At 40.8% G+C, this 23,999-nt stretch carries 32 protein-coding genes; 30 read left to right on the top strand and 2 right to left on the bottom strand.

Features of this window, described 5'->3' with window-relative positions; translation table 11 throughout:
- Positions 1 to 109 precede the first annotated feature (109 nt).
- The 9 genes from C7B70_RS20895 to C7B70_RS20855 all read left to right on the top strand — a co-directional run bounded on the left by C7B70_RS20895 (position 110) and on the right by C7B70_RS20855 (position 5,727).
- Complete coding sequence (locus tag C7B70_RS20895; RefSeq protein WP_106370901.1) at positions 110 to 1,189, top strand: hypothetical protein; 1,080 nt, start codon at positions 110 to 112, stop codon at positions 1,187 to 1,189.
- Positions 1,190 to 1,238: 49 nt separating this feature from the next.
- A complete protein-coding gene (locus C7B70_RS20890; protein ID WP_106370900.1) occupies positions 1,239 to 1,685 on the top strand; it encodes a DUF1257 domain-containing protein in 447 nt (148 codons plus the stop codon).
- Positions 1,686 to 1,687: 2 nt separating this feature from the next.
- Positions 1,688 to 1,906 carry a DUF2997 domain-containing protein gene (locus tag C7B70_RS20885; RefSeq protein WP_106370899.1) on the top strand — a complete coding sequence of 73 codons (219 nt, stop codon included), beginning with the start codon at positions 1,688 to 1,690 and terminating at the stop codon, positions 1,904 to 1,906.
- Positions 1,907 to 2,001: 95 nt separating this feature from the next.
- Complete coding sequence (locus tag C7B70_RS20880; RefSeq protein WP_106370898.1) at positions 2,002 to 3,630, top strand: AAA family ATPase; 1,629 nt, start codon at positions 2,002 to 2,004, stop codon at positions 3,628 to 3,630.
- Positions 3,631 to 3,707: 77 nt separating this feature from the next.
- A complete protein-coding gene (locus tag C7B70_RS20875; protein WP_106370897.1) occupies positions 3,708 to 3,896 on the top strand; it encodes a hypothetical protein in 189 nt (62 codons plus the stop codon).
- Complete coding sequence (locus C7B70_RS20870; RefSeq protein WP_106370896.1) at positions 3,893 to 4,081, top strand: hypothetical protein; 189 nt, start codon at positions 3,893 to 3,895, stop codon at positions 4,079 to 4,081. Before C7B70_RS20875 ends, C7B70_RS20870 begins: the two co-directional genes overlap by 4 nt.
- A gap of 79 nt (positions 4,082 to 4,160) precedes the next feature.
- Positions 4,161 to 4,697, top strand: a complete 537-nt coding sequence (locus C7B70_RS20865; protein ID WP_146134117.1) for a WGR domain-containing protein — start codon at positions 4,161 to 4,163, stop codon at positions 4,695 to 4,697.
- A gap of 71 nt (positions 4,698 to 4,768) precedes the next feature.
- Entirely contained in the window at positions 4,769 to 5,449 is a 681-nt protein-coding gene (locus C7B70_RS20860; protein WP_106370894.1) for a hypothetical protein, read from the top strand.
- 2 nt (positions 5,450 to 5,451) lie between these two features.
- A complete protein-coding gene (locus C7B70_RS20855) occupies positions 5,452 to 5,727 on the top strand; it encodes a hypothetical protein (protein ID WP_106370893.1) in 276 nt (91 codons plus the stop codon).
- Positions 5,728 to 5,738: 11 nt separating this feature from the next.
- On the opposite strand, the gene C7B70_RS20850 is transcribed toward C7B70_RS20855, so the two are convergent.
- Positions 5,739 to 6,302, bottom strand: a complete 564-nt coding sequence (locus C7B70_RS20850) for a hypothetical protein (protein WP_106370892.1) — start codon at positions 6,300 to 6,302, stop codon at positions 5,739 to 5,741.
- 8 nt (positions 6,303 to 6,310) lie between these two features.
- On the opposite strand from C7B70_RS20850, the gene C7B70_RS20845 reads away from it, so the two are divergent.
- The 17 genes from C7B70_RS20845 (at position 6,311) to C7B70_RS20770 (ending at position 17,864) form a co-directional block, all read left to right on the top strand.
- The gene (locus C7B70_RS20845) at positions 6,311 to 6,541 is read left to right on the top strand and encodes a hypothetical protein (RefSeq protein WP_106370891.1); all 231 of its coding nucleotides are present in this window, start codon (positions 6,311 to 6,313) and stop codon (positions 6,539 to 6,541) included.
- A 119-nt stretch (positions 6,542 to 6,660) separates the two neighbouring features.
- Positions 6,661 to 6,891, top strand: a complete 231-nt coding sequence (locus C7B70_RS20840) for a hypothetical protein (RefSeq protein WP_106370890.1) — start codon at positions 6,661 to 6,663, stop codon at positions 6,889 to 6,891.
- Between the two features lie 343 nt (positions 6,892 to 7,234).
- Positions 7,235 to 7,909 carry a PriCT-2 domain-containing protein gene (locus tag C7B70_RS20835; RefSeq protein WP_255409361.1) on the top strand — a complete coding sequence of 225 codons (675 nt, stop codon included), beginning with the start codon at positions 7,235 to 7,237 and terminating at the stop codon, positions 7,907 to 7,909.
- Between the two features lie 10 nt (positions 7,910 to 7,919).
- Entirely contained in the window at positions 7,920 to 8,372 is a 453-nt protein-coding gene (locus C7B70_RS20830) for a hypothetical protein (RefSeq protein WP_146134116.1), read from the top strand.
- A gap of 3 nt (positions 8,373 to 8,375) precedes the next feature.
- Entirely contained in the window at positions 8,376 to 8,807 is a 432-nt protein-coding gene (locus C7B70_RS20825; RefSeq protein WP_106370888.1) for a hypothetical protein, read from the top strand.
- Positions 8,765 to 9,520 (top strand): hypothetical protein, encoded by a 756-nt coding sequence (locus tag C7B70_RS20820; protein ID WP_106370887.1) that lies wholly within the window; start codon positions 8,765 to 8,767, stop codon positions 9,518 to 9,520. Before C7B70_RS20825 ends, C7B70_RS20820 begins: the two co-directional genes overlap by 43 nt.
- Positions 9,499 to 10,236 (top strand): hypothetical protein, encoded by a 738-nt coding sequence (locus C7B70_RS20815; RefSeq protein ID WP_106370886.1) that lies wholly within the window; start codon positions 9,499 to 9,501, stop codon positions 10,234 to 10,236. Before C7B70_RS20820 ends, C7B70_RS20815 begins: the two co-directional genes overlap by 22 nt.
- Positions 10,196 to 10,837 (top strand): hypothetical protein, encoded by a 642-nt coding sequence (locus C7B70_RS20810; RefSeq protein ID WP_106370885.1) that lies wholly within the window; start codon positions 10,196 to 10,198, stop codon positions 10,835 to 10,837. Before C7B70_RS20815 ends, C7B70_RS20810 begins: the two co-directional genes overlap by 41 nt.
- Complete coding sequence (locus C7B70_RS20805; RefSeq protein WP_106370884.1) at positions 10,815 to 11,645, top strand: PRTRC system ThiF family protein; 831 nt, start codon at positions 10,815 to 10,817, stop codon at positions 11,643 to 11,645. Before C7B70_RS20810 ends, C7B70_RS20805 begins: the two co-directional genes overlap by 23 nt.
- A gap of 180 nt (positions 11,646 to 11,825) precedes the next feature.
- A complete protein-coding gene (locus C7B70_RS20800; protein ID WP_106370883.1) occupies positions 11,826 to 12,119 on the top strand; it encodes a hypothetical protein in 294 nt (97 codons plus the stop codon).
- Positions 12,120 to 12,208: 89 nt separating this feature from the next.
- Positions 12,209 to 13,384, top strand: a complete 1,176-nt coding sequence (gene dnaN / locus C7B70_RS20795) for a DNA polymerase III subunit beta (RefSeq protein ID WP_106370882.1) — start codon at positions 12,209 to 12,211, stop codon at positions 13,382 to 13,384.
- 23 nt (positions 13,385 to 13,407) lie between these two features.
- Entirely contained in the window at positions 13,408 to 14,724 is a 1,317-nt protein-coding gene (locus C7B70_RS20790; protein WP_106370881.1) for a DNA polymerase III subunit gamma/tau, read from the top strand.
- Between the two features lie 170 nt (positions 14,725 to 14,894).
- Entirely contained in the window at positions 14,895 to 15,125 is a 231-nt protein-coding gene (locus tag C7B70_RS26085; protein WP_146134115.1) for a hypothetical protein, read from the top strand.
- 47 nt (positions 15,126 to 15,172) lie between these two features.
- Positions 15,173 to 15,382, top strand: a complete 210-nt coding sequence (locus tag C7B70_RS20785; RefSeq protein WP_106370880.1) for a hypothetical protein — start codon at positions 15,173 to 15,175, stop codon at positions 15,380 to 15,382.
- A gap of 10 nt (positions 15,383 to 15,392) precedes the next feature.
- Entirely contained in the window at positions 15,393 to 16,328 is a 936-nt protein-coding gene (holA, locus tag C7B70_RS20780) for a DNA polymerase III subunit delta (protein ID WP_106370879.1), read from the top strand.
- Between the two features lie 187 nt (positions 16,329 to 16,515).
- Positions 16,516 to 17,523 (top strand): AAA family ATPase, encoded by a 1,008-nt coding sequence (locus tag C7B70_RS20775; protein WP_158260539.1) that lies wholly within the window; start codon positions 16,516 to 16,518, stop codon positions 17,521 to 17,523.
- Between the two features lie 56 nt (positions 17,524 to 17,579).
- Positions 17,580 to 17,864 carry a hypothetical protein gene (locus C7B70_RS20770; protein WP_106370877.1) on the top strand — a complete coding sequence of 95 codons (285 nt, stop codon included), beginning with the start codon at positions 17,580 to 17,582 and terminating at the stop codon, positions 17,862 to 17,864.
- A gap of 59 nt (positions 17,865 to 17,923) precedes the next feature.
- On the opposite strand, the gene topA is transcribed toward C7B70_RS20770, so the two are convergent.
- Positions 17,924 to 20,080, bottom strand: a complete 2,157-nt coding sequence (gene topA, locus C7B70_RS20765; RefSeq protein ID WP_106370876.1) for a type I DNA topoisomerase — start codon at positions 20,078 to 20,080, stop codon at positions 17,924 to 17,926.
- A 192-nt stretch (positions 20,081 to 20,272) separates the two neighbouring features.
- Between topA and C7B70_RS20760 the strand changes: the two genes are divergently transcribed.
- The 4 genes from C7B70_RS20760 to C7B70_RS20745 all read left to right on the top strand — a co-directional run bounded on the left by C7B70_RS20760 (position 20,273) and on the right by C7B70_RS20745 (position 23,963).
- The gene (locus C7B70_RS20760) at positions 20,273 to 22,471 is read left to right on the top strand and encodes an ATP-dependent RecD-like DNA helicase (protein WP_106370875.1); all 2,199 of its coding nucleotides are present in this window, start codon (positions 20,273 to 20,275) and stop codon (positions 22,469 to 22,471) included.
- Positions 22,472 to 22,679: 208 nt separating this feature from the next.
- Positions 22,680 to 23,063 carry a hypothetical protein gene (locus C7B70_RS20755; protein WP_106370874.1) on the top strand — a complete coding sequence of 128 codons (384 nt, stop codon included), beginning with the start codon at positions 22,680 to 22,682 and terminating at the stop codon, positions 23,061 to 23,063.
- Positions 23,064 to 23,213: 150 nt separating this feature from the next.
- Positions 23,214 to 23,558, top strand: a complete 345-nt coding sequence (gene ssb / locus C7B70_RS20750; RefSeq protein WP_106370873.1) for a single-stranded DNA-binding protein — start codon at positions 23,214 to 23,216, stop codon at positions 23,556 to 23,558.
- A gap of 60 nt (positions 23,559 to 23,618) precedes the next feature.
- Positions 23,619 to 23,963 carry a hypothetical protein gene (locus C7B70_RS20745; RefSeq protein ID WP_146134114.1) on the top strand — a complete coding sequence of 115 codons (345 nt, stop codon included), beginning with the start codon at positions 23,619 to 23,621 and terminating at the stop codon, positions 23,961 to 23,963.
- Positions 23,964 to 23,999: the final 36 nt, after the last annotated feature.

Here is a 23,999-nt window from a genome sequence, read left to right as displayed (position 1 = left end):
ATATTAGGCTTTCAAATTAAGTAGCAAAGTGCGAGAGGAATGTTCTGTTTAAGTCTTACAACTTGCAGGTCGACGATAACAATACTAACCAACAAACAAGAATCACTCTATGTTACAACTTCAAATTCCTGAAGCAGCATTACGCTTGCGAAACCTCAATAAGATCAAAAACGATCTCTACATATTAGAAGTCAATTTAAGCGGTACATCTGCAAGTACCAGCATCCGATGGGAAGAACTAGGATTTATTGGCGAAGACTTAGAAGAAGTTAAAGCATCCGAGGCAAAGTTGGCTAATATCCCCTTATTTAAGGCACTTAAAACTGCCGGAGGCGAACTTACCACCGCCCGCAATCAAATTTACTATAAAATGATTCGCGCTGAGGGACGGACTGCTTGTACGGCAGAGAAGTTGCCGCAAATTTGGGCAGAATTTCAACAACTTCAACAGCTTGCTGACCAATTGCGGGATTCCTTAGTTCTTGAATACGAGCAAGGATTACAGGAATTCTTAGAAAGAATCACCCACTTGCTTGCTAATAAAAAGTTTGGTTTATCTCAAGAGGATGTTCTTGAGAAGGTAGAAAGAATAACTGCGAAGTTTCCCCACAGGTCGCAACTTGAAAACTATCTTCAAGTAAGGATTGGTGCGTTTGAATTAATACCTGGGATTGAGTCTCAGTTATCCTTAGAAACAAATATTGCTAACGCTGAAGCTCAAAAACTTGCTGCTCAAAACCAAGTCAATGCCGAGCGTATAGTTAGCCAAATTCAAACCCAGCAAGCGCAAGATATTCAAAAACTCCGGCAGGAATTAATCGTTGCTGCAAAAAACGAATGTTATGAAATGGTCGCCAAACTTGTATCGTCTTTAGCCAAATTTGAAACTGGCTCCTCCAGCAAACGACTAAAAAATGGATTGAAAAATCATACAGAACGCCTGGAAGCTTTGCTTGGAGCCGATATTGACGGCACATTGACAGATGTATTTGACAAGTTTAAGTTAGTTTCCCAAACTGTGCAGCGAGACAACGAGAACCTAAGCGTGGATGGACGCGCTCAACTAAAACAGGAAATTGATGCTCTCAGAGCCAGTTTAGAGGCGGATCAAAATAACTTGTTATCAGGTAGTGATGAGTCTGGACTTGGCAAAGCTACCGTCATGCGTCTAAATCTACGCTCAATTTGAAGAAAACGGGGAAGCCAAACTTCCCCATTGCACATATATCCAACACATAATGTCACACTTTTCTCAAGTTAAAACTCTAATCCGCGATCGCCAAGCTTTAGTTGCAGCCTTGACCAAATTAGAATTAGAGCCAAAAGTATACGAACATCCCCAGCCTCTTAAAGGTTACTACGGCGACCAAGGCGAATACAGCGCCGAAGTCATTGTATCTGGGGAAACCATGAAGGCACGGGCAGACATGGGTTTTAGGTGGAATCAAGAAACCAATGTATATGATGTCATCCAAGATGATTACGAAACTGGGCGGCGACTTGGGCGCGATTTTTTTACCCATAAGTTGATGCAAGCTTATGGCAATGAAGTAACCCGTGCTAAAGCTGCCGAATTATCAGAACGCCTTGGAGAATGCACGATTACTGAAAGTAGTAGTGGAACTGTACAAACTCTCCGCTTAACCTTCGCCGCTCATCAAACTACTCAACAAAACCGCCGCTAAATATGTCTACTGAACGCTCTTTGCTTATTCACTTTGACGAAGAAACAGGACAGCACACCGTTGAAGCTGAGGGATTTGAAGGCTTGTCTTGCTTGGAGGCAACTCAGCTAATTGAGGAAGCCCTCGGTGTTGTAAAGGAGGGCGATCGCACTTTCAAGCCGGAAGCCCAAACCAACACTATCAGCACTACCAACTCCGTGCAGGCAAAACAGAAGCATTAATCACTTAATCAATTCAACTATTTCACCTGGGGGGTAGTAAGTTACACCCCAAGTGAAGTTTGTCCTGCAACAAGACCAAATTATTCACGAAAAATATGCAGTTAAAAGACTTAACGACAACCATAGCTTCGCAAATTCCGATTGTTGGGGTAGATGTCTTATCCCCTGACGAGACAACTACTATCGAATACATCCAACATGAGGTAACTAAAAAGCTGGAACTGCCTGTCTATTTTTGGAATTTGGGGGTATCTTCCCTTGAGCAAGTCAAAATTAGTAACAACGATGGTGGTCTAGTATTTACCCCTACAGACATTTACAAGAAACCCGCCCATGCCGATCCTTTGTTGTACATATTTCAATTCATTCAAGACTTTAATGGTGATGGAGTATTTATTTTAGGTGACGTGCATCCTTTTATAGCTAAAAATTCACCTGCTCTAAGTTGGGAGATTTTGACACGGGTAAAAAATCTTTATCACCGCCTCAAACCTACAGAAAAGCGTATTGTATTAATTGGTCAGCAAATTTCTTTGCATGACTCGCTAATACGTCTTATTCCTGTAGCGGAAGTTAGTTTACCCAAGGTAGATGAAGTTATTAACCACATTAATGACTTCCTGGAGTATTTTAAAAATTCGGCAAAAGCCCAACAGACACAATGGTCTAGTTCACTCACCGCTTCTCAGACAGAAGAACTTGCAAGAGCTACCCTTGGACTAACTCTAGAAGAAGTCTCAGACTTCATCCGGTTATATATCAAAAAGCACTTAACAGCTAGAGGCATTGAAATAACAACAGACATTATCACTGCCGCCGTAGAGTATAAAACAGGTATGCTAGCCCAGATGGGTATCGAACTTGGTAAAAGTGCTGTCATTCCCTTTGGCGGTTTAGACCTGTTTCGCCAGTGGTTACTTGCTAGAGCAAAATTATTTACTAGCGAGGCTGCAACCTATAACTTACCGCAACCCAAAGGCGTGTTGTTAGCTGGACCTCCAGGTACGGGAAAAACCCTAATTGCTAAAAACATCGCAGCTATTTTAAGGCTACCTTTGCTGCAACTAGATATTGCGAGGATGTTAGGATCGCTCGTTGGCGAATCTGAAGGTAATGTTAGACGCGCTCTTAAAACAGCTTTAGCAATTAAGCCCTGTGTTTTGTGGATTGATGAAGTAGATAAGGCTTTAGGAAATAATTCTGATTCCTCTGGTGTATCTCAACGCATTCTTGGCACGATTCTTACCTTCATGGCAGAATCGGATGGTGGAGTATTCGTTGTAGCAACCGCTAACGATGTCAAGGCTCTACCTGCGGAATTTAAGCGTAAAGGACGTTTTGATGAAAACTTCTTTGTTAATTTACCTACTGCCACCGAACGCCAAGCTATCTTGAAGATTCACTTAGAACGTTTTGGTTGCAGCGAACTTCCTGATGAGTATTTGGAAGCGATCGCCTCTTCTACCGATAAGTTTTCGGGAGCGGAGTTAGAAAACTTAGCCGCCGAAGCTGCAATTCTAGCTTTTCATGAAGGACGCGCACAGCAGATCGCGCTTGCCGACTTAGAAAACTCTCGCAGCACCATCGTTCCGCTCGCAATTACTGATGCTGCCGCCGTTGAGAGAATGCAGGAATGGGCGAAAACTGCTCGTCCCGCTTCAAATCCAGTGCAAGAAGGTAAAACTAAGTCATTACGAACGGCAAAAATGAGGAACTTGAATTAACCGTTTGGCGGTGGTTAGATATAGCTACCGCCTTTTCTAGATAGACTATTAGCAAAAAACTCAACAAAGCGCTGAAAATGTTTGAAGTACCAACCGAAATACAATGGGTATTTTTCTGCGATCGCATCCGCTCTTTAGCGCAGATGCGGTTTTGCCTTTACAATTTGTACATGGAAGGTGGATTGCTGTTTATCGAAGTTAAAAGTTGCGATAACGAACAAGTAAGGTATCTATACATAATCAATGCCGAAGGTGAATTTGTATGAAACTTGAAGAAATAAAAATCGAAGAAATTCAAGGTTATATCCAACAAGAAAAAGGTAAAGGACGCTCTGTTAAAGATATTGTTAAGGAATTAATTCTAGTTCGTGACGACGTTATACTTCTATCCCACGATCCAGCGATCGCAGACCAGCAAATAATAGATTCACTTAAACAGCACCAGAAGTAGAAAAATCAGTTCGCAATATAATTCCCAGTTATTGACTAATAGCTGGGAATTGCTATTTTATACCCACAAAAAAATCAAGATGAGCAAACCTGTAGATAACAAAGTGCATTTAGTGTTTGTCGATACTCTTGCTAATAGCAACAAATTCTGGAAAGCGAAAGCAAATGATAACGGCGATCTAGAAGTTACCTGGGGACGAGTTGGTTACAACGGACAAACAAAAACTCGTAACTGCGGTTCCTATGGTGCAGCTTTGTATGAACTGCATACTATCGCAACTAAGAAAAAGCAAAAAGGCTATAAGCCATCAGTTCTTGACACTAAGTCAGTAGAAGAAAAACTTGTTTACCGAGCTTTAGAGTTACTAGAACAGCTAAAAACTAATACCTATTACAATTACACCGAAACTATCAACGAATATTTAAGTCTAGTCCCGACTCCTTTGGGTACAAAAATCGACCCTTTTGTAATTCTATCAAGGCTACCAGAAATCAATAGACACGAACAATTGCTACGAGAATTACTATCAAAAGTAGAAATAGCAACTGCAAGCCAAGAAACAGTAAAAGTTTTTTCGCTTAAAGGTCTTTCTAATTTGTTCTGGAAAGTTGACTAATACTTTAATCACAACTTTAAGTATTAGTAATAGCCCTAAAGATAAATGTTGCTAATACTTAAATTATTACTATGAAAATTGAATTTAACTCAGAGCTTTATCCGAACAGAAAAATATCAATTACTCTACCGGAAAGCCCCTTTTTGCTGAGACTGAATAAGCAAGTTGGCTGTTTTGCGACAAGCTTAATTGAAAAATACAACCACAAATCGATAGAAACTTATGGGCGTGGAAAGTGGTTGGAGTGTGCGATTGCCAAATTTGATGGTGACTTGCACGGAATTGTCGGCATGGGGGAAAGCAAGCAGTGGGGTTTTGTCAGCGCCATCGTCACCGACACCAAAGATAAGAGAATTGAGATAGGTTGCCTGATACATTTCCTCACCTATGGAAGTGAAAGAACTATTTTCGCTAGGCTGGCAAATAATATTATTAATAAAACGCAGTCAATTTTGGAGATAGATTTTAACCAATCGATTCCGACGCAACACAAAACTGTAATTAGACCGCCCTCTATCTACACGCGCAAGCCCAACGAGCGAGAATTACAGTATGTGGAAGCAGCACATATTATAGCTAGAGATTATTCAAGCTATTTGTTAGATGCGACTTCTTTATACCCAGCAAGGTACGATAATCAGAACAACTTAATTTCAGGATTAATACATCTGAAAACCCCAACAGTACCAAAAAATATTGATACTGCAAACTCAGTCTCGCTCAAAAAACTTTCTGGCTTGTTTTGGAGATAGTTATGAAATTACAGGAAAAACATTGTGCTACTTGCCCATTTGTCAACTCAGACATTCTTCGCCCAGAAGCAATGGCAAAGATATACGATTATTTAATTTCTGGGACAAATCATTTATGCAATAGCGATCGCAGTAATTGCACTATTTGCTTAGGTGGTCGCAACTTTCAGCTAGATGTATGGCACAAAATGGGAATAATTGATAAACCGACAAATGAGGCACTGGCAATCGCTATGGGCGAAGCTAATGTACAACCAGAAAAGCATATCTGTGGTTAAAGTACGAAGTCTTATGACTGTAAAGTGCTGAGTAAAATCTCTAATTCCATAGGTGCATTAGTAGTAAAAACTTGCTTGCTGAAACGTCGCCATAGTAAAGCTTCAACTAAAGTGGCTTTTCGCTTTTCACTTAAATTGGTTCCCCAGATAGCTAACTCTAGATTGCCTTGAGCTTTACAACGGTCAAATACCTTTGCAAGATTAGAATCAGACTCCAATTGTTGCAGTTGTTTTGATTTATCGTGCGAGTTCTTCGACTGATTAGAAAGATAAACACTTAATTTAATCAATGCGTCGCCTGCCTGCGCCTCAATATTAATTTCATCCCAGTTAACTAAAAATTCTGGGTAATTGCTTAATATTCGATCAAAAATATGCTGTGCTACTAGCAAATTAGCCTCAGACTTACTCTCATTCTCAACATTTTCGCAAATTACTTGACCATTAGGAAACTCTATTATAATTGTGGAACGGTAAAGATTAGGCGTTAGACAGATGAACTTAAAATTAATACAATTATTACATCCAAGGTTTTGGAGTAGTTCTAAAAGTTGATTTTTGGCATTATTATTCATTTACTAGGATGCAGAAAAAGAAAATGGATAAACAAAAACTTTTAAATTATGCTCGCATTCTTGGAGCCGAAGCTAGGGCTAACCAGAAAGCCTCCTTTATGACGGCTGATGATAGAAAAGATTTGATTGCCAGTGCTGGTGTATCAAAATGGGGTGACTTACCCGATGAAATAACCAATGAACTTCAATCCGCATTTTACGCAGGCTTCCAGTCCGAGTCTAAAAACTATCTTAGTTGATTTACTGCCAAGTGCCGAAAGTTATAAGATGCGATCGCTCTTAACAGATTTTTTAGATCAGATAGTTAACCTGAATAATTGCTAACGCAACCAGTAGGTGAAAACTATCAGGTAAACCAATGTCTCTAATCAACTTTTTGTCTCTAATCGAGTGGACATTCGCTTATGGGGTCTTTCAAGGAACTATCGAACGCAGCGAAAGTGTAACGGCGATTTTGGGAAGTGCTGAGAGCGGGACTCTTCCCGTCAAAAGCTCCCAATTAAGTGGTAGTCAGGAAACTAAACTAGCTTGGTTTGTTGACGAGGAGTATGTGAAGTTCCGAGTTCTTAGCATTACAGAGCCAATTTAGCACAGTAGCAGGAGATAATATAAATTATCTCCTGCTTTTTGAAGAATGTCTTTTCGAGCATTACTCCGTAGCCCAGTAGCGCTTCGCGCCCTTCATGGCGGAGCGCTGCTCTTAACTATACAAACCTGAAAAATCTTTTAAATGCTTAAAAAAATCTCACATCCAGTCTTTAGTTCTCGCTCTAAAAGACATACCTTCTCACTGGTTGCTTACACCAACAATTGACAAACAGCCAGTAGAATTTGAATGGCAAAAAAATCCCTTTACGCCCGAAGACCTCTTTGAGCAACTTAACAAGTTTGGTTGAGTACAAGTAAAAAGTAAATTAAAAGGCTTCAGTACAATCACTCCCACAGGTTTTGCGGTAATCTGCGGACAAAATAGCCTGGAATATTTGATTGCCATTGATTGCGATGGCGAGAGCGTTCATAAAGCAATTCCGAATCTACCTCCTACAGTGGCTTTTACATCAGGGCTACTAGGACGAGCGCAGTATTTGTACAAAACTAACATCAGTTGCGACCGTTTAAAATCAAGAAAAATTGCTATTACAGCCGTTGAGAAATTAGAGCTTCGAGGTACGGGTCATGCCTCCGTACTACCGCCATCTAAGCATCCTTTGACAGGAAAATACTCTTGGCTACCAGGGCGCAGTCCCAGACAAATTGAGGTAGCGCCAATACCCGACTTTGCGATCACGCAAATGTTGATTACACCGCCAAGTCTCAAAGTGCAGAATACTGTTGTGACTTACTACCCTAAAAGCACAGATAGGGAAGAAAAAAGGGCATTACAGTATCTCCAAAAAATCCCGGCTGCCTTTGCCCACGATTATCACTCTTGGATAAGAGTAGGCATAGCACTAAAAGGTGTTAGTTCACACTTACTAGAGGCTTGGGATAAATGGAGCCAACAATCTCCAAAATACAAGCCAGGAGAGTGTCAGCGTCGATGGGAAACGTTTAAAAATCTTCGTTCTACCATTGGAACGCTTTACTACTTTGCCAACAAATTGTGACAGAAAAATTATGATGTTGCCAGAAAAAGATGATGATGAAGAATTAGAAATTGTTGAAGACAACGATGATGACGAGGAAAATACAACGACTGCGCCCTTGAGTAATTGCCTAGATTCTCAAAGTAAATCCGACAAATTTGAAAATGTTACTATCCTCGTTGGATTACAAATAATGCCTGGAGTAAATCAATCCCGGCAAGTATTAATTACAGCAGGTATTAAGGGCGCACCACCAATTATTACCAGCACGATTTTAGACGAGATAACTAAATGTCCAGAAATTGCTCAATTGCTTGAGCAATTAAAACAAGCTTTGCCAAAACTAGCAGCAGTTAAAAAACTTACCTCCAGCACCGCGCCGCAGGTAACAAGTGCAAAAACCACCAAAGCAAAAGTACCGCCGCCAGACTTACCCGCACCTAATACCACAAATCAAGTAGATCAATTATCCTTATTCACATAACCCATGCCTTACAAATTATTCCTCGAAGGTCAAGAAATTGCTTTATCTGATGAAGTGGCAGCTACCGACGATACTTTGCGTAATGCGATGATGCCCTTTTTCCCAGAAGTGGGTACAGCAGACATTAGACGCGAAGAAAAAAACGGAATTACAGAAATTCGGATGGTAAAACGAGCCGGAACTAAAGGTAACGTAGTTGTCCAGAGTTTAATTGATAGTGATGGCGAAGTTAATCCAGCCCTCTATTTGTCCTGGCAGCTAAAAGAACTAGAAAGAAGCGGCAATTTAGACATGGATAGGCTGATTAGTTTTCAACCACAGATCGCTAAAGCCGTTGACGTAGGAGAAGACTGGGAAAACACTGTAACTGATACTCTGAAGGCTTTAAGAAAATGCCAACCAATTCCCTCCTCAGTGCAAGTTATCGGGATTTAACTGCCTTCAAGTTACCTTTAACTGTCCAAGAAGGGCTATCGTATCTAACTGACCTAAATCAAAAAACAATTCTACTTGCCCACTATCAACACTATTTCCCTTATGAGTGGGCAAGTTCGTCGGTTGATTGCTTGTATTGTTCGCAAGCAGATAGTTTGTATAGCGATCGTGAAATAGAGTTTCTAACTTTAGTAAACGATCGCTTGTTTCCGATTGGTGAAGTAGAAAACTTCTTAGACCGAGACGAACGAACGTTCGATATTCCTCTCTATCCACAAAACACCGATTGGTATGACGTAGAGCTTGAACAGTTAACTACCACCGAGCAATTTTTGATATCCGTTCTAGGCTGCGGCTACAATCTTCTTGATTGGCAAGAAGCCTTTGGATTTACCCCCAAGAAGCTGGTCGATCCCGATGTCATAAGTTGGCAAAAGTTAGACCAGCTTTGCCAAACACAAACTGCACCATTGTCGTACTTGGGCGATGTTTTAAGTCTAACCGACCATAGCACAGGCTGTATTTGGCTTGATATTGTTTACGAAAATTACGAATCCCTAGATTGGAATCGAGAATCGATTGATTATTTAATCGAGCATTGGACTATTGCCCAAAGCTATTTAGCCAAAATGGAAAAGCTCGATGAATGGCTACAAAAGTCCGTTACTAACTACGAACAAGTAATCGCCCTATGGAACAATGCCAAGAAGTAATTGGTACTACAACAACGCACCTAGACACCAGCAACCTTGCCCGGAGTCTCGCAACTAGAATCAATACCGCAGACATTCAGGCACAACTATTATTTTTGTCAGGACAATACTTGTTTGTCAGCACTCAAGAAAATCGCACAACCTATAAGTTTCTGTCTCCTAGCAGTGTTAAAGCAGCTTTTGACAACGTTCCTTTGCACTCTGGCTTTCTTCCTGCTAATACCATTTGTTGGGGAATTAATGGTTTTGGGGAGTATTTAGTGCAGTATATTCCTCCCCACAACCAAGTTGTAACCCTAATTAATTCGACAGATAATCGCCTTGTAACCCTTACCGTTTCAATGCCTGGAATGGTGTTTATGGGTTGGGGACTTTCTTACTGGATGTGGTGCGTAAAGGACAAGCAAGTTACGCGCGAAAGCCAACTATTTCACGCCCCATTGCCAAACGTAATGTTAGACGGTGCTATTTGCTTTGGCACAACTCCCCACAGCCTGTGTTCTGCTTTGGGGATAGGTAGCACTTGGGATGGCTTTTGGTCTAGCCCTTTTAACGATCATATGGTGCAATCAAAATCCATTGAGTTTCCAAGAGATGTGCGAAGTCAGTTACTCAAACTGCACGGACAAAAAGCTAAACGTTACCCACTCAAAGACTTAATTAGTTGTAAGAAAAATGTTGCAGAAGTCGTCGAATCAATTATTAAACTTCGGTAGTACATTTGTATCTTACAATATCGCTACCGGTTGCCCGTTACCTCCAATTAGTTCTGCTATTAAAGAGTATTGGTTAGCAGGTAATGGTGTATTTTTACGCGCTGCTAGAGATGGGATTGAGGTTTGTGTCCAGCTATGCGCGCTAAATATTCCAGGATTACCGGAACTCAAACCTTACTTCAACTTCGATTACCCACCCATTCCACAGCCCTTAGTATCTACGATGCTAGAACTATCAATTGCCGCCGGACAAGAGGAAGTTCTATTCTATTTAGCCTTTACTGACGGTGACTGGCAACTCATTATTCCAGACCAAATTGCTACAAAATATAGCGTTACCCCAAAACGCCCCCTAGATCCATTTTACGAATCAGCGATCGTAGAAGTCCATTCTCATCACCAGATGGCGGCGGAATTTTCAATTGCCGACGATAAAGAAGAATCGGGCAAGTTTAGGCTATTTGCAGTTTTGGGAGAAATATTTACTCAACCAACTATTAGCGTCCGGGTGGGTATCTACACTCATTTTCAAGTTCTGCCCGCTTGTCAAGTATTTGAACTACCACCAGGAATCGTTGATGCAAATAGATTTGTCCTATAGCCAAGCCGTACCATTAATTGTGTCTCAGCACAATCATGTGGAGTTTGTATTAGTGGGTGCGGGAGGTACGGGAGGCTTTTTGATTAGCGCGATCGCCAGATTAATGAAAGAATTTGAGACAACTACTACCAAAACAACTGCTTGTACAATTATTGACCCAGATATTGTCGAAGCAAAAAATATTCCTAGGCAAAACTTCCAACCAGGAGATATTGGTTTACCAAAAGCCGAAGTATTAGCAGCAAGGTACGCTTTAGCTATGGGCTGCAATATTAGCGCTATTAGTCAGCCCTTTACACCAGTAATGGCAAAAGCACCTTGGCGCAGCTTAGTTATTATTGTTGGCTGCGTGGACAACGCCGCCGCCCGCCAAGAAATTGCTGCTTGCCTAAATAATGGCTATGGAACCTATTATGTACCAGATGTTTGGTGGCTGGATTGCGGCAACCACCGTACTTCTGGGCAAGTATTACTCGGTTCGTCAAATTGTTTTCAATTGGAACAAGCTTTTGATAATTTGTCAAAGCCTAATTTTTGTAAAGTTCTTCCTAGTCCCATTATCCTGCACCCTGAATTATTAGAAGCATTGCCCGAAGAAAAACAGTCTACTCCTCTTTCCTGCGCCGAATTAGTAGCTAGAAACCAACAAAGTTTGTTTGTTAACCAGCACGTAGCCGCGATCGCTAGCGAATATCTATTAGCTCTCACCTTAACAGGGGGTTTGAGAAAATTTGCCACTTACTTTGATATCAATTCTGGTGCGTCACGAAGTTTGTATACCAACCCCGATATTTTAGCCAAGTTTTAAACAGTACGAACGATTTGCGCTTGCGCGCGGCGAAAGTGGGAAGTAAGGGTAAATCGTTAGAGTGCGATATGCCACGCACTCTGATTTTTTTAAGACAAAAAACAAAACTATGCTCAAAAACTTAGATGTTTGTTTAGCAATTATGAATGCTCACATTAGGCGAAGAATCCCCAAAAAGCAATGAAAATCCACCAATTTCAAGAAGTCACCGTGACTGCAGAAACGGCAATCAATAGTTATAGCAACGGCGACAACAGATGTTGCTCGTTTATCGAAGCTGGAGACAGTTTTGCCTTGAGTTTCGACTATGAAACGTTAGATAAATTAGCGGAGCTAGTAGAACAGCTTCAACAGATCAAAATTGATTTAGTTGAAAGCAAGCAGAGACAGTTAAGGAGAGAAACACTCCAATTGGCTGCACACACTACAACCCAAGTTATGTTACCAGAATTTTCTAGAGTCATTGATTTCTAATTAGGCATAATTCCATAAACGTTTATGGAATTATGTAGCGCGCTCACTTCATCACTTCACCAAAAATTATCTATTAGCAAAATATAATTATGAAACTAGAAATCGCTCAAAAATCTTTAGCGACTTTGCTTGGTAATGCTTATAAAGCTATCAGCAATCATCCAAATATACCCATAATGTCTTGTTTTCTATTTCAAGCAGACATAAAAAATCAACAAGTAATTGTTACGGGCTTTAATGGTAACTTGGGGATCAAAACTCATGCAGCTTGTCAAATACTCGATGGGGGTACAATAGCTGTAAACGCTGAATTGTTCCACGATGTAGTTGCTAGTTTGCACGAACAACTGGTTTTAGAAGTAACCAGCAATCAATTAACAATTACTCATAGTACAGGCAAGTGTCGTTTAGCTACCGCCACAGACCCAAGTGAGTTTCCCGAAATGCCAACAGTTGTAGGCAAAAGTACAACTTTGAGTGTTGAAGTAATTAAATGCGCGATCGCCTCGACATTACCTTTTGCCGCTCGTAACGAGCTTCAACAGGTTCTAGCAGCAATTCATCTCAAGCTATCAGCAACCATCTGGGAAACCGCCGCCACTGACGGGCATCGTTTAGGTGTAGCTTGCAGTCATAATGGAACAGAAGAATTTGACAGTGCTGCAACCATTCCTCATGCTACAGTTACTCGTTTAAAGGAAATACTTGTCACGACTAAGGGCGAATGCCAAATCACTATAGCTGATGAAAGTCTTATTTCCTTCCAGTTAGCAAATATTTGTGTCACATCTAGGTTATTAGACCAACAATACCCCAATTACCGATCGCTCATCCCCACTCAGTTCAACTATCGGTTTATTGTCAATAAAAACATTTTGTCATCGGCTCTAAATCGAGTAGCAACTTTAGCGGGTCAAAAAGACCGATTTGTTCAAATTACTTTTAGTCCGGGTGTAGCAACTTTGTACGCAGAAGCCCCAGACCTCGGTGGTGCTGTGGAATCAGTAGCAGTAACATCTGAAGATTACGATGCTGATTTTACAATTGGCTTCAATATCAAATATTTAAGTGAAGCAGTTAGAGCTATTGATAGTAGCGAAATAGTTATCAAAGCAAGCGCCCCAGGTCATCCAGTCATTCTTGCGCCTATAGAAAATACGAATCAATTTGTATTAATTATGCCCGTGCAGTTAAAGCAAATCAAGGAATTTGATGTTGCGCCTCAAATTAATGATGAGATTCCAGGTTCGGTTATTGCAGCCTAATTAAGTCAAACCAAAACCTACCTATGTACCAACCCATTCATCACAAATACCGTCCCCAAACCTTTGCTCAGTTAGTCGGACAGAACGCAATTTCTCTTACTCTGACTAACGCGATTTCCTCAAATCGTATTGCCCCAGCCTACTTATTTACTGGTTCAAGAGGTACGGGCAAAACCTCCAGCGCTCGGATTTTAGCTAAATCTCTCAACTGTACAACCGGAGCAATGCCCACAAGTAACCCCTGCGGTAAGTGTGGCTCCTGTCTGGGGATTGCTAAAGGTATATCTTTGGATGTAACAGAACTTGACGCGGCAAGTAATTCGGGAGTAGATAACATTCGAGAACTAATTGAGCGCTGCCAGTTAGCTCCAATGGAATCGAGGTACAAGGTCTATATCATTGACGAAGTTCATAGCCTGAGTTCCCAGGCTTTTCAAGCTTTGCTCAAAACCTTGGAAGAGCCACCGGAGAATGTGGTGTTTATTCTCTGTACTACAGAAGTTATGAAAGTGCCTTTAACTATTGCTTCGCGCTGCCAAAGGTTTGATTTCAAGCGCATCGAACTTGAAGCGATGATAACGCATTTAGCCTTTATAGCAAAAGAAGAACTTATTGATGTAACGCCAGAAGCAATTCGTTTAATCGCTCAGTTGTCCAACGGTGGACTTAGAGATGCGGAAACGTTACTCGACCAGTTGAGTTTGAGAGACAGCGATACCATCAATCCCGAAATGGTTAGAGAATTAGTTGGTTCGGTCAAGGAACAAGATTTACTTTCGCTGCTGAGTGCGATTTCTCGTGATGACTCCAAAGAGTTATTGACTGTCATTCGCCGAATCCTTGAAAGTGGTAAAGACTCACTGACAGTATTAGAGAACGTAGCTGGAATTTTCCGTGACTTGCTAATTGCTAAAAATAGCCCCACTCAACAACAGATGGTAGCATTAACCATTGAAAGTTGGCAGAAATTGTGTCAGATGGCGAAACTTTGGGAACTGCCATCTATTTTAAAAGCACAACAGCACCTTAGAGAAAGCGAAATCCAAGTAAAACAATCTACCCAACCTCAATTATGGTTAGAAATAGGCATACTTGGCTTGTTACCTGGAGTAAAGAAGACTTCGGTGATAGAGCCACCAGCTACACCAATAGAACCCAAGGTAGCAATTTGGGCTAATTGGAAAAAGCCTAGCGATGCCATTTCTTGGGCGCAGCAAGAATTACCTCATTTAAGCCCAGAAACCTTGCAAAAGTACATGAATTCTCTAGTGCCTATTAATGGTAAAAAAGCTCCAGCCTGGGTAGATTTTGTCAGACAGCAAAAGCAAGCTAGTAGATAAAGTGAGAAGCGGTAGGATTGAACTTACTCTTACCGCTTTAACTTTGTTTAAATTTAACAATGAACAAATATCTTTTAACTAATTTAGCAGTAGAAATAGATTCTTAATCATAAATAAATACATTTGCTATCGCAATAAATAGATGAAAAACTATTTATTGGTATACAGAAATGTACGAGCGTCAAACTGTTGAGTGTGGTGGCATATCTTATACAGAATACAGCTTTGAGCCTGAAGAAATTGTAAATTGTGACAATGAATTAGACCTAACTGAAATCAGTGGCGGATACAAGTGCTATGAATGTACTTATTTTGAGCGAGGCATTTGTCAACTGAAGAATATATATAGAAACAGAAATGACGATGCCTGTGCAGAATTAGAAGATAATTCTCCGTTTTAAAGAAGGACATTCTACTTTAGTAGCACAATTAACTTCCCTAAAAAACCATGCTAAAATCGAAAGCTCATGTAATTACAGAAGCAGCTACAACTATTGTTAGGTTGCACCCAAACAAGTACGATCCTTTTAATCATTGCGAAATACTAAAAGTTACTTTTGAGATTCTTTGCAAAGAAGTTCCAGAAAACGATCCTGCTTCAGCCAGCCTCAAAATTTGCAATTACGTTCAAGAATTATTTGCAATTAAAAAAGGATAGGATTTAACTAATGCCAATTCATATTTATTGGGGCGAAGACGAATTTTTAATGGCACAAGCTGTCAAACAACAAAGCCAGTTAGTCGCTCCTGACTGGTTTGTTTTTAATTATCGCCAATTTGAGGAAAATGAGATCGCCGCAGCCATAACCGATGTTCTCACCCCTCCGGTAGGCAGTGGAAATCGCCTTGTATATGTAGCTAATTGCTCGGTGGATATATTTGAGCAATTAGCTACTGTCTGGTCATTTATTCCCAGTACCAATACTTTACTGCTAACTTTTACTAACAAACCTGATGCTAGAAATAAATTAGTAAAGTCTATTCTTAATAATGCTCAAACTAAGGAATTTTCTTTAATTGCTCCCTGGAATACTGATGCTCTTTGCTATCAGGTACAAAGTCAAGCTCGTCAAATAGGCGTACAAATATCCCGGCAAGCAACACTAGCTTTAGTTGAAGCCGTTGGAAATAACACTAGACTCATCCATAGTGAATTAGAGAAACTCAAAACTTATACTGGTGGTGAAATTATCCACCAGGACGAAGTAGTTGAGCTTGTAAATAATAGCAGTGGTAATGCTCTGAAGCTTGCTAGTGCGATTCTAGCTGGAGATACCGATGCAGCGTTGCAAATTACTGATAACTTGCTGCGCTGCAACGAGCCGCCGCTCAAGATTGTCGCAACTCTTGTTACCACGTTCAGGACTTGGCTTACGGTTAAAGTCTGCCAGATTGAAGGCTGGCAAAACGATAATGCGATCGCAACTCTAGCAGAAATCAAAAATCCCAAACGTCTGTACTTTTTGCGAAATGAAATCGCTAATGTACCAGTAGAGCGATTGAGAGAGGCTTTACCTCTATTGCTGGAATTAGAGTTAAGGCTAAAGTCTGAAACTGACGAGCGCCTAGTAATGCAAACTCAACTTGTACAATTGTGCCGTTAAAGGTTCTATGACACTATCAAAAAAAACACAAATTGCTAAAAAACAGTGTACAAATTGCAAGCAAATAATAGACCTTTTCTGCTGCTCAACTAGCGATTACAGTTTATGTGTTAATTGCTGCAATCCGCACAAAAAAGAAACTGATTTAGGTGGTGGATTTATTATCATGGGTTCCAGGTGAAAAATTGTGCATCAATTATCTTTTCTAGCAGAAACAACAGAAAATTCAGTTACCACAATAGTTCAAGAAGATAGGTTCACCGCACTTCAGGAAAACAAAGGCTGTAAAGTTCCTTTAGACTTTGACCAAATAGTTGGGCAGAAACTAGCGATCGCGGAACTCAATAGTGCGATCGCAACAAATCGAGTTCCGCCAGCCTATTTGTTTGCTGGCATTGATGGGATTGGTAAAACCCTCGCAGCACGTATAGTTAGCTCTAAGTTGCTGAATACAAATAACTTTGACAACCATCCCGATCTGCTGTGGATAGAGCCAACTTATTTGCACCAAGGCAATTTAATCAGCGCAGACGGGTTAAAGGCGCTAGGTATTACTCGTGCGTCTGAACCAGGTATTAGAGTCGAGCAAGTTCGAGAGATCGATCAGTTTTTGAGTACGTCAGCAATAAATTCTAACCGCAAAGTTGTAGTCATTGCTGATGCCCATCTAATGAATACTACTGCCGCTAACGCATTACTCAAGACCTTAGAAGAACCGGGGGGCAATAACTGCATTATTTTGTTAACTTGTAAGCCGCTCTTACCAACAATTGCTAGTCGCTGTGCAGAAATTCCTTTTCGTCCGCTTTCAACTTCAGAAATGGCTCTAGTATTGCAAAAACTGGATCGAACAGATGTCTTATCTAATCCAACTGTTTTAGATATGGCAACAGGTAGTCCGGGCCAAGCTATTGTTTATGACCAAATTTATCGATCCTTACCACCAAAATTACTAAAATTAAAACCGCCTGGCGCGGACAATAGTATTTTAGCAGCAGTACAAGTAAGCAAACAAATCAAAGAATTGGGTTTAGAACAGCAAAGGTGGTTGCTCGACTTTTTGCAGTATCAGTGGTGGACGCAGTACCAAGATAGCAAGTTGGTGGCGAAAGTTGAAGCTGCTAAATCAGCGTTAAACAAGTCTGTATCCCCGCGACTTGTTTGGGATATTTTGCTCATGCCAATAAACAAATAGAATTTAGGTGACTTCCGGTAAAAAGTATAATAACATTAGTTTTACAGATAATAAAAATGAACGCCAAAAATTTGTCGTCAGATTTTGAAATTTCGATCTGGGGTAGTTTCCCAGACAAAAAACATTTCGGAAACGACTACCTTTGGCACGATGTTGTGCCATCGCTACCACAATTGGGAAGTGTTATTAAAATTGACGATACGCTGTTCCAAGTTGAAGGCGTTCGCCTCGATGACTTATGGATTGAAGAGCAGGAAAACAAGAATAGATACCTAATAGATGTTCGTCCTTATCAGGGAGAAATCGCACCTATATTCACATTTTCCTATCTACCCTTGTGAACCGCTGCAATTAGCTTGACAGATGCGATCGCTAAATTAACTCAAAAGTGTTAAGGCAATCAATCTATCTTGCCAAACTTAGGACTCCACCAACCTTTCTCAGTATGAAAATAAACTAATTCTTTATGTTTTTTATCTGTGCGAGATTTAGGATTTGAACACCGTAATAGTTTCTTTGCTTGCCCATCTTTTTGATAGGAGTATTCTTCTAAAGGTTTTTTGCAAACTGGGCATTTATGCTCAGTTAATATTGCAGGGATTAGGGGACTCTTTTGAGCAAGTTCGTTTTTAGGTTTAGGCTTCTGCCATTTTTTTTCTCGTTCCGACCAAAACAGCACTGTACCGGCACAACCACTGACGCACTTGAGAAAATATTTTTTGCTGACTTTGGAATTAGGAATCTTTGCTAGGTAGTTTTGGCAATCAGGGCAACGAGTACGGGAAATATCTGCTTGAACCGTCACTTTTTCTTTTGTAGCCACCTGACGATTAGGGATAATTTGTACTGCTTTGGCGATCGCACTTGTAAAGTAATCCCGGTTCCAGCCTGTTAAATATTGCTGCCAATCCTGCTTGCCTTCGGCGATCGCATCAAGCTTTAATTCCATTGCCGCCGTAAACTCCGTTTGAATAAGATCCGGCATTGCTTCACTTAAAAAACTATCTACTTCTAATCCCATTGCCGTCGGCTGCAAAGTACCTTTGGTTAAAGTTGCATAAAGTCTGTCTTTAAGAACTTTAATCATTGCTGCATAGGTGCTAGGACGACCAATACCTTTACGCTCCATAACTTGAACTAACTTGGGTTCGCTGTAACGGGGCGGCGGCTGAGTTTGCTTTTGCTCGTGATTTGCCTTGTCTAAAGTCAACACTTGTCCCTGCGGCAAGGTAGGTAGTTCCGAGTCAGCACTAATATTATTCCAATACTTCGTATAGCCAGGAAACTCCATAATCTGCCCTTTTGCGTGCCAAAATAATTCGCCTGATTTAGTTACTACAACAGTTTGGCGTAATCTAGCACTTTGACACTGGGAAGCAACCGTCCGCTTCCAAATCATCACGTACAAGGCAAATTCAACATCAGATAATTCAACTTTTAATTGGGCTGATGGCTTATGAATGTCAGTAGGACGGATAGCCTCGTGTGCCTCTTGCGCCCCTTTAACTTGCTTATGTTGACTTGACTTAATAGGAATATTATCAGGGTCGTGTGATTGCAACCAACTCCTCACTGCCGCACAAAAGTCTGAAGCTAGGGCAATACTGTCAGTCCGCATATAGGTTATTAACCCCGCTTCATACAACGATTGTGCCACTTGCATTGTTTTTTCTGGGCTGAACTTGAGCTTTGTCCCTGCCGCTTGCTGCAAAGATGAAGTAACAAAAGCTGGGGGAGGAGTACGAGTAGTGATTTTTCCTTCGACAGAGACAACATGGTGCGGGTTAGCTTTTGCTGTTTGAACAATACTATCAGCTTGTGCTTTAGTTAAGACTCGACTTGATTCTGGTGCAGTTTTCTCTAGTGGATTACGGCTGTCATCTAGCTGTGATTCTGATAAGTCTGAGTTGCCCTTTTCATGTCCTAAACCCAAATAATAAGCGCGGAAACCTTCTTTGTAATCAACGTAAACGCTCCAATAATCTTGAGGAACGAATGCTTGAATTTCTTTCTCTCTAATGCAAAGAATATGCAGCGTAGCGCTTTGCACTCGACCCATGCTCTTTGCACCATTTTGGAGTTGCCATAGCAAGGGAGAGCCTCTATAACCGACTAATTTGTCAAGAACGCTGCGGCACAGTCCAGCGTTAACCATATTTTGGTCAATTTGACGTGGATGCGCGATCGCATTTCTTACGGCTGTGGGAGTAATTTCGGTATAAACAACGCGCACTGGATTTTTAAGGTGCAATGCTTGGCTCAGATGCCAGGCGATCGTTTCTCCTTCCCGGTCAGAGTCGGTCGCTAGAACAACCGTTTGAACCTGCTTAACGGCTGTTTGGAGTTGTTTGATGGTTTGCGCCCCTTTCTCTGAACGTGGGATAAAGCGGCAATTAACGGTGTTGCCCACCAAGTCGAAACCCAAAGAATCAGCACCGTCATTAGCTAATTCTCGAATATGCCCCATGCTGGCTTTAACTAACCAATCAGAACCAAGAATTTGACTGAGTTTTTTGATTTTGCCAGGGGACTCAACAATTAATAATTTGGTCGCCAAAGTTTTTCTCTTAGTGTAGCTGGAAGTGTACAAAATCTTTGCGACTAAATACTTAGAGTTCCAGTCATGCCTTTACTTTTTACCCTAAGATTAGGATAGCTTTATATTATTAATTTAGCACAAAACTAAGCTCAAATAAATCACAATTTAAGATTAATTTATTGCCGTTCTTTACTTTAATAAGGTTGAAAAATGTCTTCAGAATATGAATTAACAATAGGAGTAGTAGAACGGCTAACTTATCACTCAGCAGAGTCCGGTTATAGTGTGGCGCGGTTTAAAACCCCTGGTAACAGAGACTTGGTAACAATTGTAGGCAGCTTTCCTAATATTCAAGCAGGGCAAACCCTGAAGTTAACTGGTATATGGCGGGAACATCCCAAGTTTGGGCAACAGTTTCAAGTCACGCAGTATCAGGAAACTAAACCAGCGACAATTACAGGGATTGAAAAGTATTTAGGTAGTGGCTTGATTAAAGGTGTGGGACCCGTCACCGCCAAACGCATAGTTGCTCACTTTGGATTTGATACTTTAGATATTATTGAATATTCTATTGAGCGCTTAAAAGAAGTTCCTGGCATCGCTAAAAAGCGAGTAAAGATGATTCAAGAAGCCTGGGACAAGCAAAAGGCGATTAAAGAAGTGATGGTGTTTTTGCAAGGGCATGGTGTCTCCACAACTTACGCCGTCAAAATCTATAAACACTATGGCGACGAGTCAATTACAACTGTTACCAATAACCCATACCAGTTAGCAACGGATATTTATGGAATTGGTTTTGTGACCGCCGATGCGATCGCTCGGAACTTGGGGATTGCTCCTGATAGCGAGTATCGATACCGCGCGGGGATTATCCATGTCTTGGGGGAAGCCGCAGAAGACGGACACTGTTTCTTGCCTTATATGGAACTGACCGAAAAAGTAGTAGAAAGGCTAACAATAGCTGACCATCAACCATTGCCACAAGTAATAACTAAACTAATCTTTCAGATGGCAATGGACGAGGAGTTGGTGATGCAGGGTCATCGGCACCACCAATTTGTCTGTTATCAAAAACCATTTTTTACTAGCGAACAGAATTTGGCTAAAGGGCTGCATCAGTTGTTGAGCCGTCCGGTCGTAGTAGATAAAGAGAGAGTTATTGGATGGATTGACAAGTTTACAAAAGTAACAGGAATGCCGTTATCGCCCCAGCAACGGCAAGCGGTAGAAATGGCAGCAACTCAAAAAATCCTCATTCTTACGGGAGGGCCTGGAACGGGTAAGACTTTTACAACTCGCACTATTGTGGCACTTTGGAAAGCGATGGGTAAATCTATTGTTCTTGCTTCCCCCACTGGTAGAGCCGCAAAGCGCTTGAACGAGATGACGGGCTGCGAAGCAAAGACTATTCATCGCCTGCTGGAATTTGACCCCAGAACGATGAAGTTTAAACGGGATGCGGATAATCCTATAGAAGCACAATCGGTAGGTATAGATGAAGCATCGATGCTTGACCTATTTTTAGGTCATTCGCTACTCAAAGCAATACCGAAGGATGCCCAACTGCTATTAGTCGGGGATATAGATCAGCTTCCCAGTGTCGGACCTGGAAACGTGCTGCGCGACCTAATTGCGTCACAGCAAATACCTGTAGTGCGCTTAGAGCAAGTATTTCGCCAAGCTCAAGCAAGCCACATTGTCCGCAATGCTCATCGGATCAATTCTGGACAGTACCCAACTCTAGAATCGGTGTCTCTTTCGCCGCGCTCCGATTGCCTGTGGTTGAACGCTCCCGAACCCGAACATGGAGTGCAGGGCATCCGAGAATTGTTAACCGATGTAATTCCCAAACTAGGTTTTGACCCAGCAAAGGATGTACAGGTGCTATGCCCAATGACTAGGGGAGAAGTGGGAACGCGCAATCTTAATGCGGTATTGCAAGAATTACTTAATCCACCGTGCCAAGGTAAAGCTGAACTATTTCGCGGTGGGATGAAACTGCGAGTAGGCGATCGCGTAATTCAACAAGTCAATGACTATAACCGCGAGGTTTTTAATGGTGACTTGGGGGTAATTGCTGCAATTGATAATGAAGAACAAGAAATAACAGTGCAGTTTGAGGAGCGGTTTGTTAACTATGACTATGCTGATATTAATGAGTTAGCCCTAGCATTTGCTGTGACTATTCACAAAGCCCAAGGTTCGGAGTACCCTGTAGTAATCTTGCCTATTTTCATGCAGCATTATGTGATGTTGTCACGCAACTTGATTTATACAGGTTTAACTCGCGGTAGAAAACTAGCAGTTATTGTTGGCACAACTAAAGCAATCGGTTTAGCAGTTAGGCAAGTCAAAGATAGTGAACGGTATACCTACTTGCAGGAAAGATTGCGATTACTGTTTGCATAATTTATTAGCAAAGGTTATCTGATTGCTACGCAACAACTATGTGAAAACAAGTTTTCACATAGTTGTTCAAAAAACGGTACGAAATTCTTAATGAGATTTACTAAAAGAAGACGAGAAACGGAATTTTTTGCCTTCTCCTAATAGATGAGAAAGAACTGCTACCGCAGTAATTAATATGAAAAATAAATGAAGCAACTAAGGTTAATTTATGACGACACAAACTATCGAAGTAAACTTTGAAAGCGTCAACACTCTCGCTAGTCAGTTAAGAGCCGCAGGTGCAGTGCTTAAAGTGGCTAAAGGTAAAGTTGAAAACTTTGTTATTACTGTTACTAAGCCACCTAGTTTAGTCTCGATTGAAGAAATACTAACTTACTCAGAACCTCCAGCTAAACCTAGCGATCTTGCTGAAGATGTTCCTCAAGATACTAATGAAATAGCTTCTGAAAATGTACAACTTTCTGGTGAGGTTGAAACAGCATTAGAAAATGCGGCAAAACCTGCTAAGAAAAATAGAAAAAAGTCCACTAAATCAAAACTTAAATTAGAAGACCTACCTGCTTTCGATGACAATGATGAGATTCCATTCTAGCTTTTAAGCTTTCGAGCGAAATAATGCTTCGCAAATTTTTTAATGAGATTTATTAGAAGAAGACAAGAAACGGAAATTCTTGCTTTCTCTTAATAGATGAGAAAGAACTGCTAACGCAGTATTTAGTGTGAAAAATAATGGAGAAAACCCATGACTTATACTAATGTTCACGAGTTCACTGGTCGCGTTTCTAATAGTCCAGAAACTAAATACTTCTCGTCTTCAAAAGTAGTAACAAAGTTTAGTGTTGCTGTTAAGCGTCCCTACGCTTCCGAGGAACCCATATACCACACTTGTGAAGCATGGGGAAAGCTTGCGGAAACTGTTGCTAACTTTTTAGAAATTGGTAAAGTTATTACTGTTCAAGGTGAAATGAAAGTTGAATCTTGGACTGATAAAAATACTGGTGAAATGCGCTCTAAAGCGGTATTTATAGTTAGCAAATTGGATATGCTCACTGGAGCTAAAAAAATATCTGAGCTTGCTGCTGTTTAACCACTTCTCACCACTAGATACTAGGTATCTAGTGGTAAAACTTGCTACGCAAATAATTTAGTGAAAATAATTCGTTTTGAGGCAAAAATTATGCTGTCTGTAATGACTGTTGAGATTGTTTCTTTATCCAATAAACTGACCACAGGTGGGACTGCGGTTTGTAAAGGAATCCTTGAATTCTCTAATTACTCTAAAGATGGTGAAACTAAAACCAGTTTAAGTTATGAAGGTTACGGCGCTGCTGCTGTTTCTCTAATGAATGCTGGTGTTTATTCAAATGGTATTGCTATTGGATATGTAGATATAGTTGATAGAACTCCTGTATTTAAAATCAACTCTTTTATTCATACTGGCTTACCTATTGTAGTTGCTGAAGAAGAATTTGTTATGACTACTCTTGGCTAGTTTTTAAATAGGTATAAGTCTTATTAAACTTATACC

This window comes from Chlorogloea sp. CCALA 695 (assembly GCF_003003885.1).
In the GTDB taxonomy this organism is placed as follows: Bacteria; Cyanobacteriota; Cyanobacteriia; order Cyanobacteriales; family Chroococcidiopsidaceae; genus Aliterella.
Note: the sequence above shows the minus strand (reverse complement) of the source record. Positions and strands in the feature narration are given on the sequence as shown.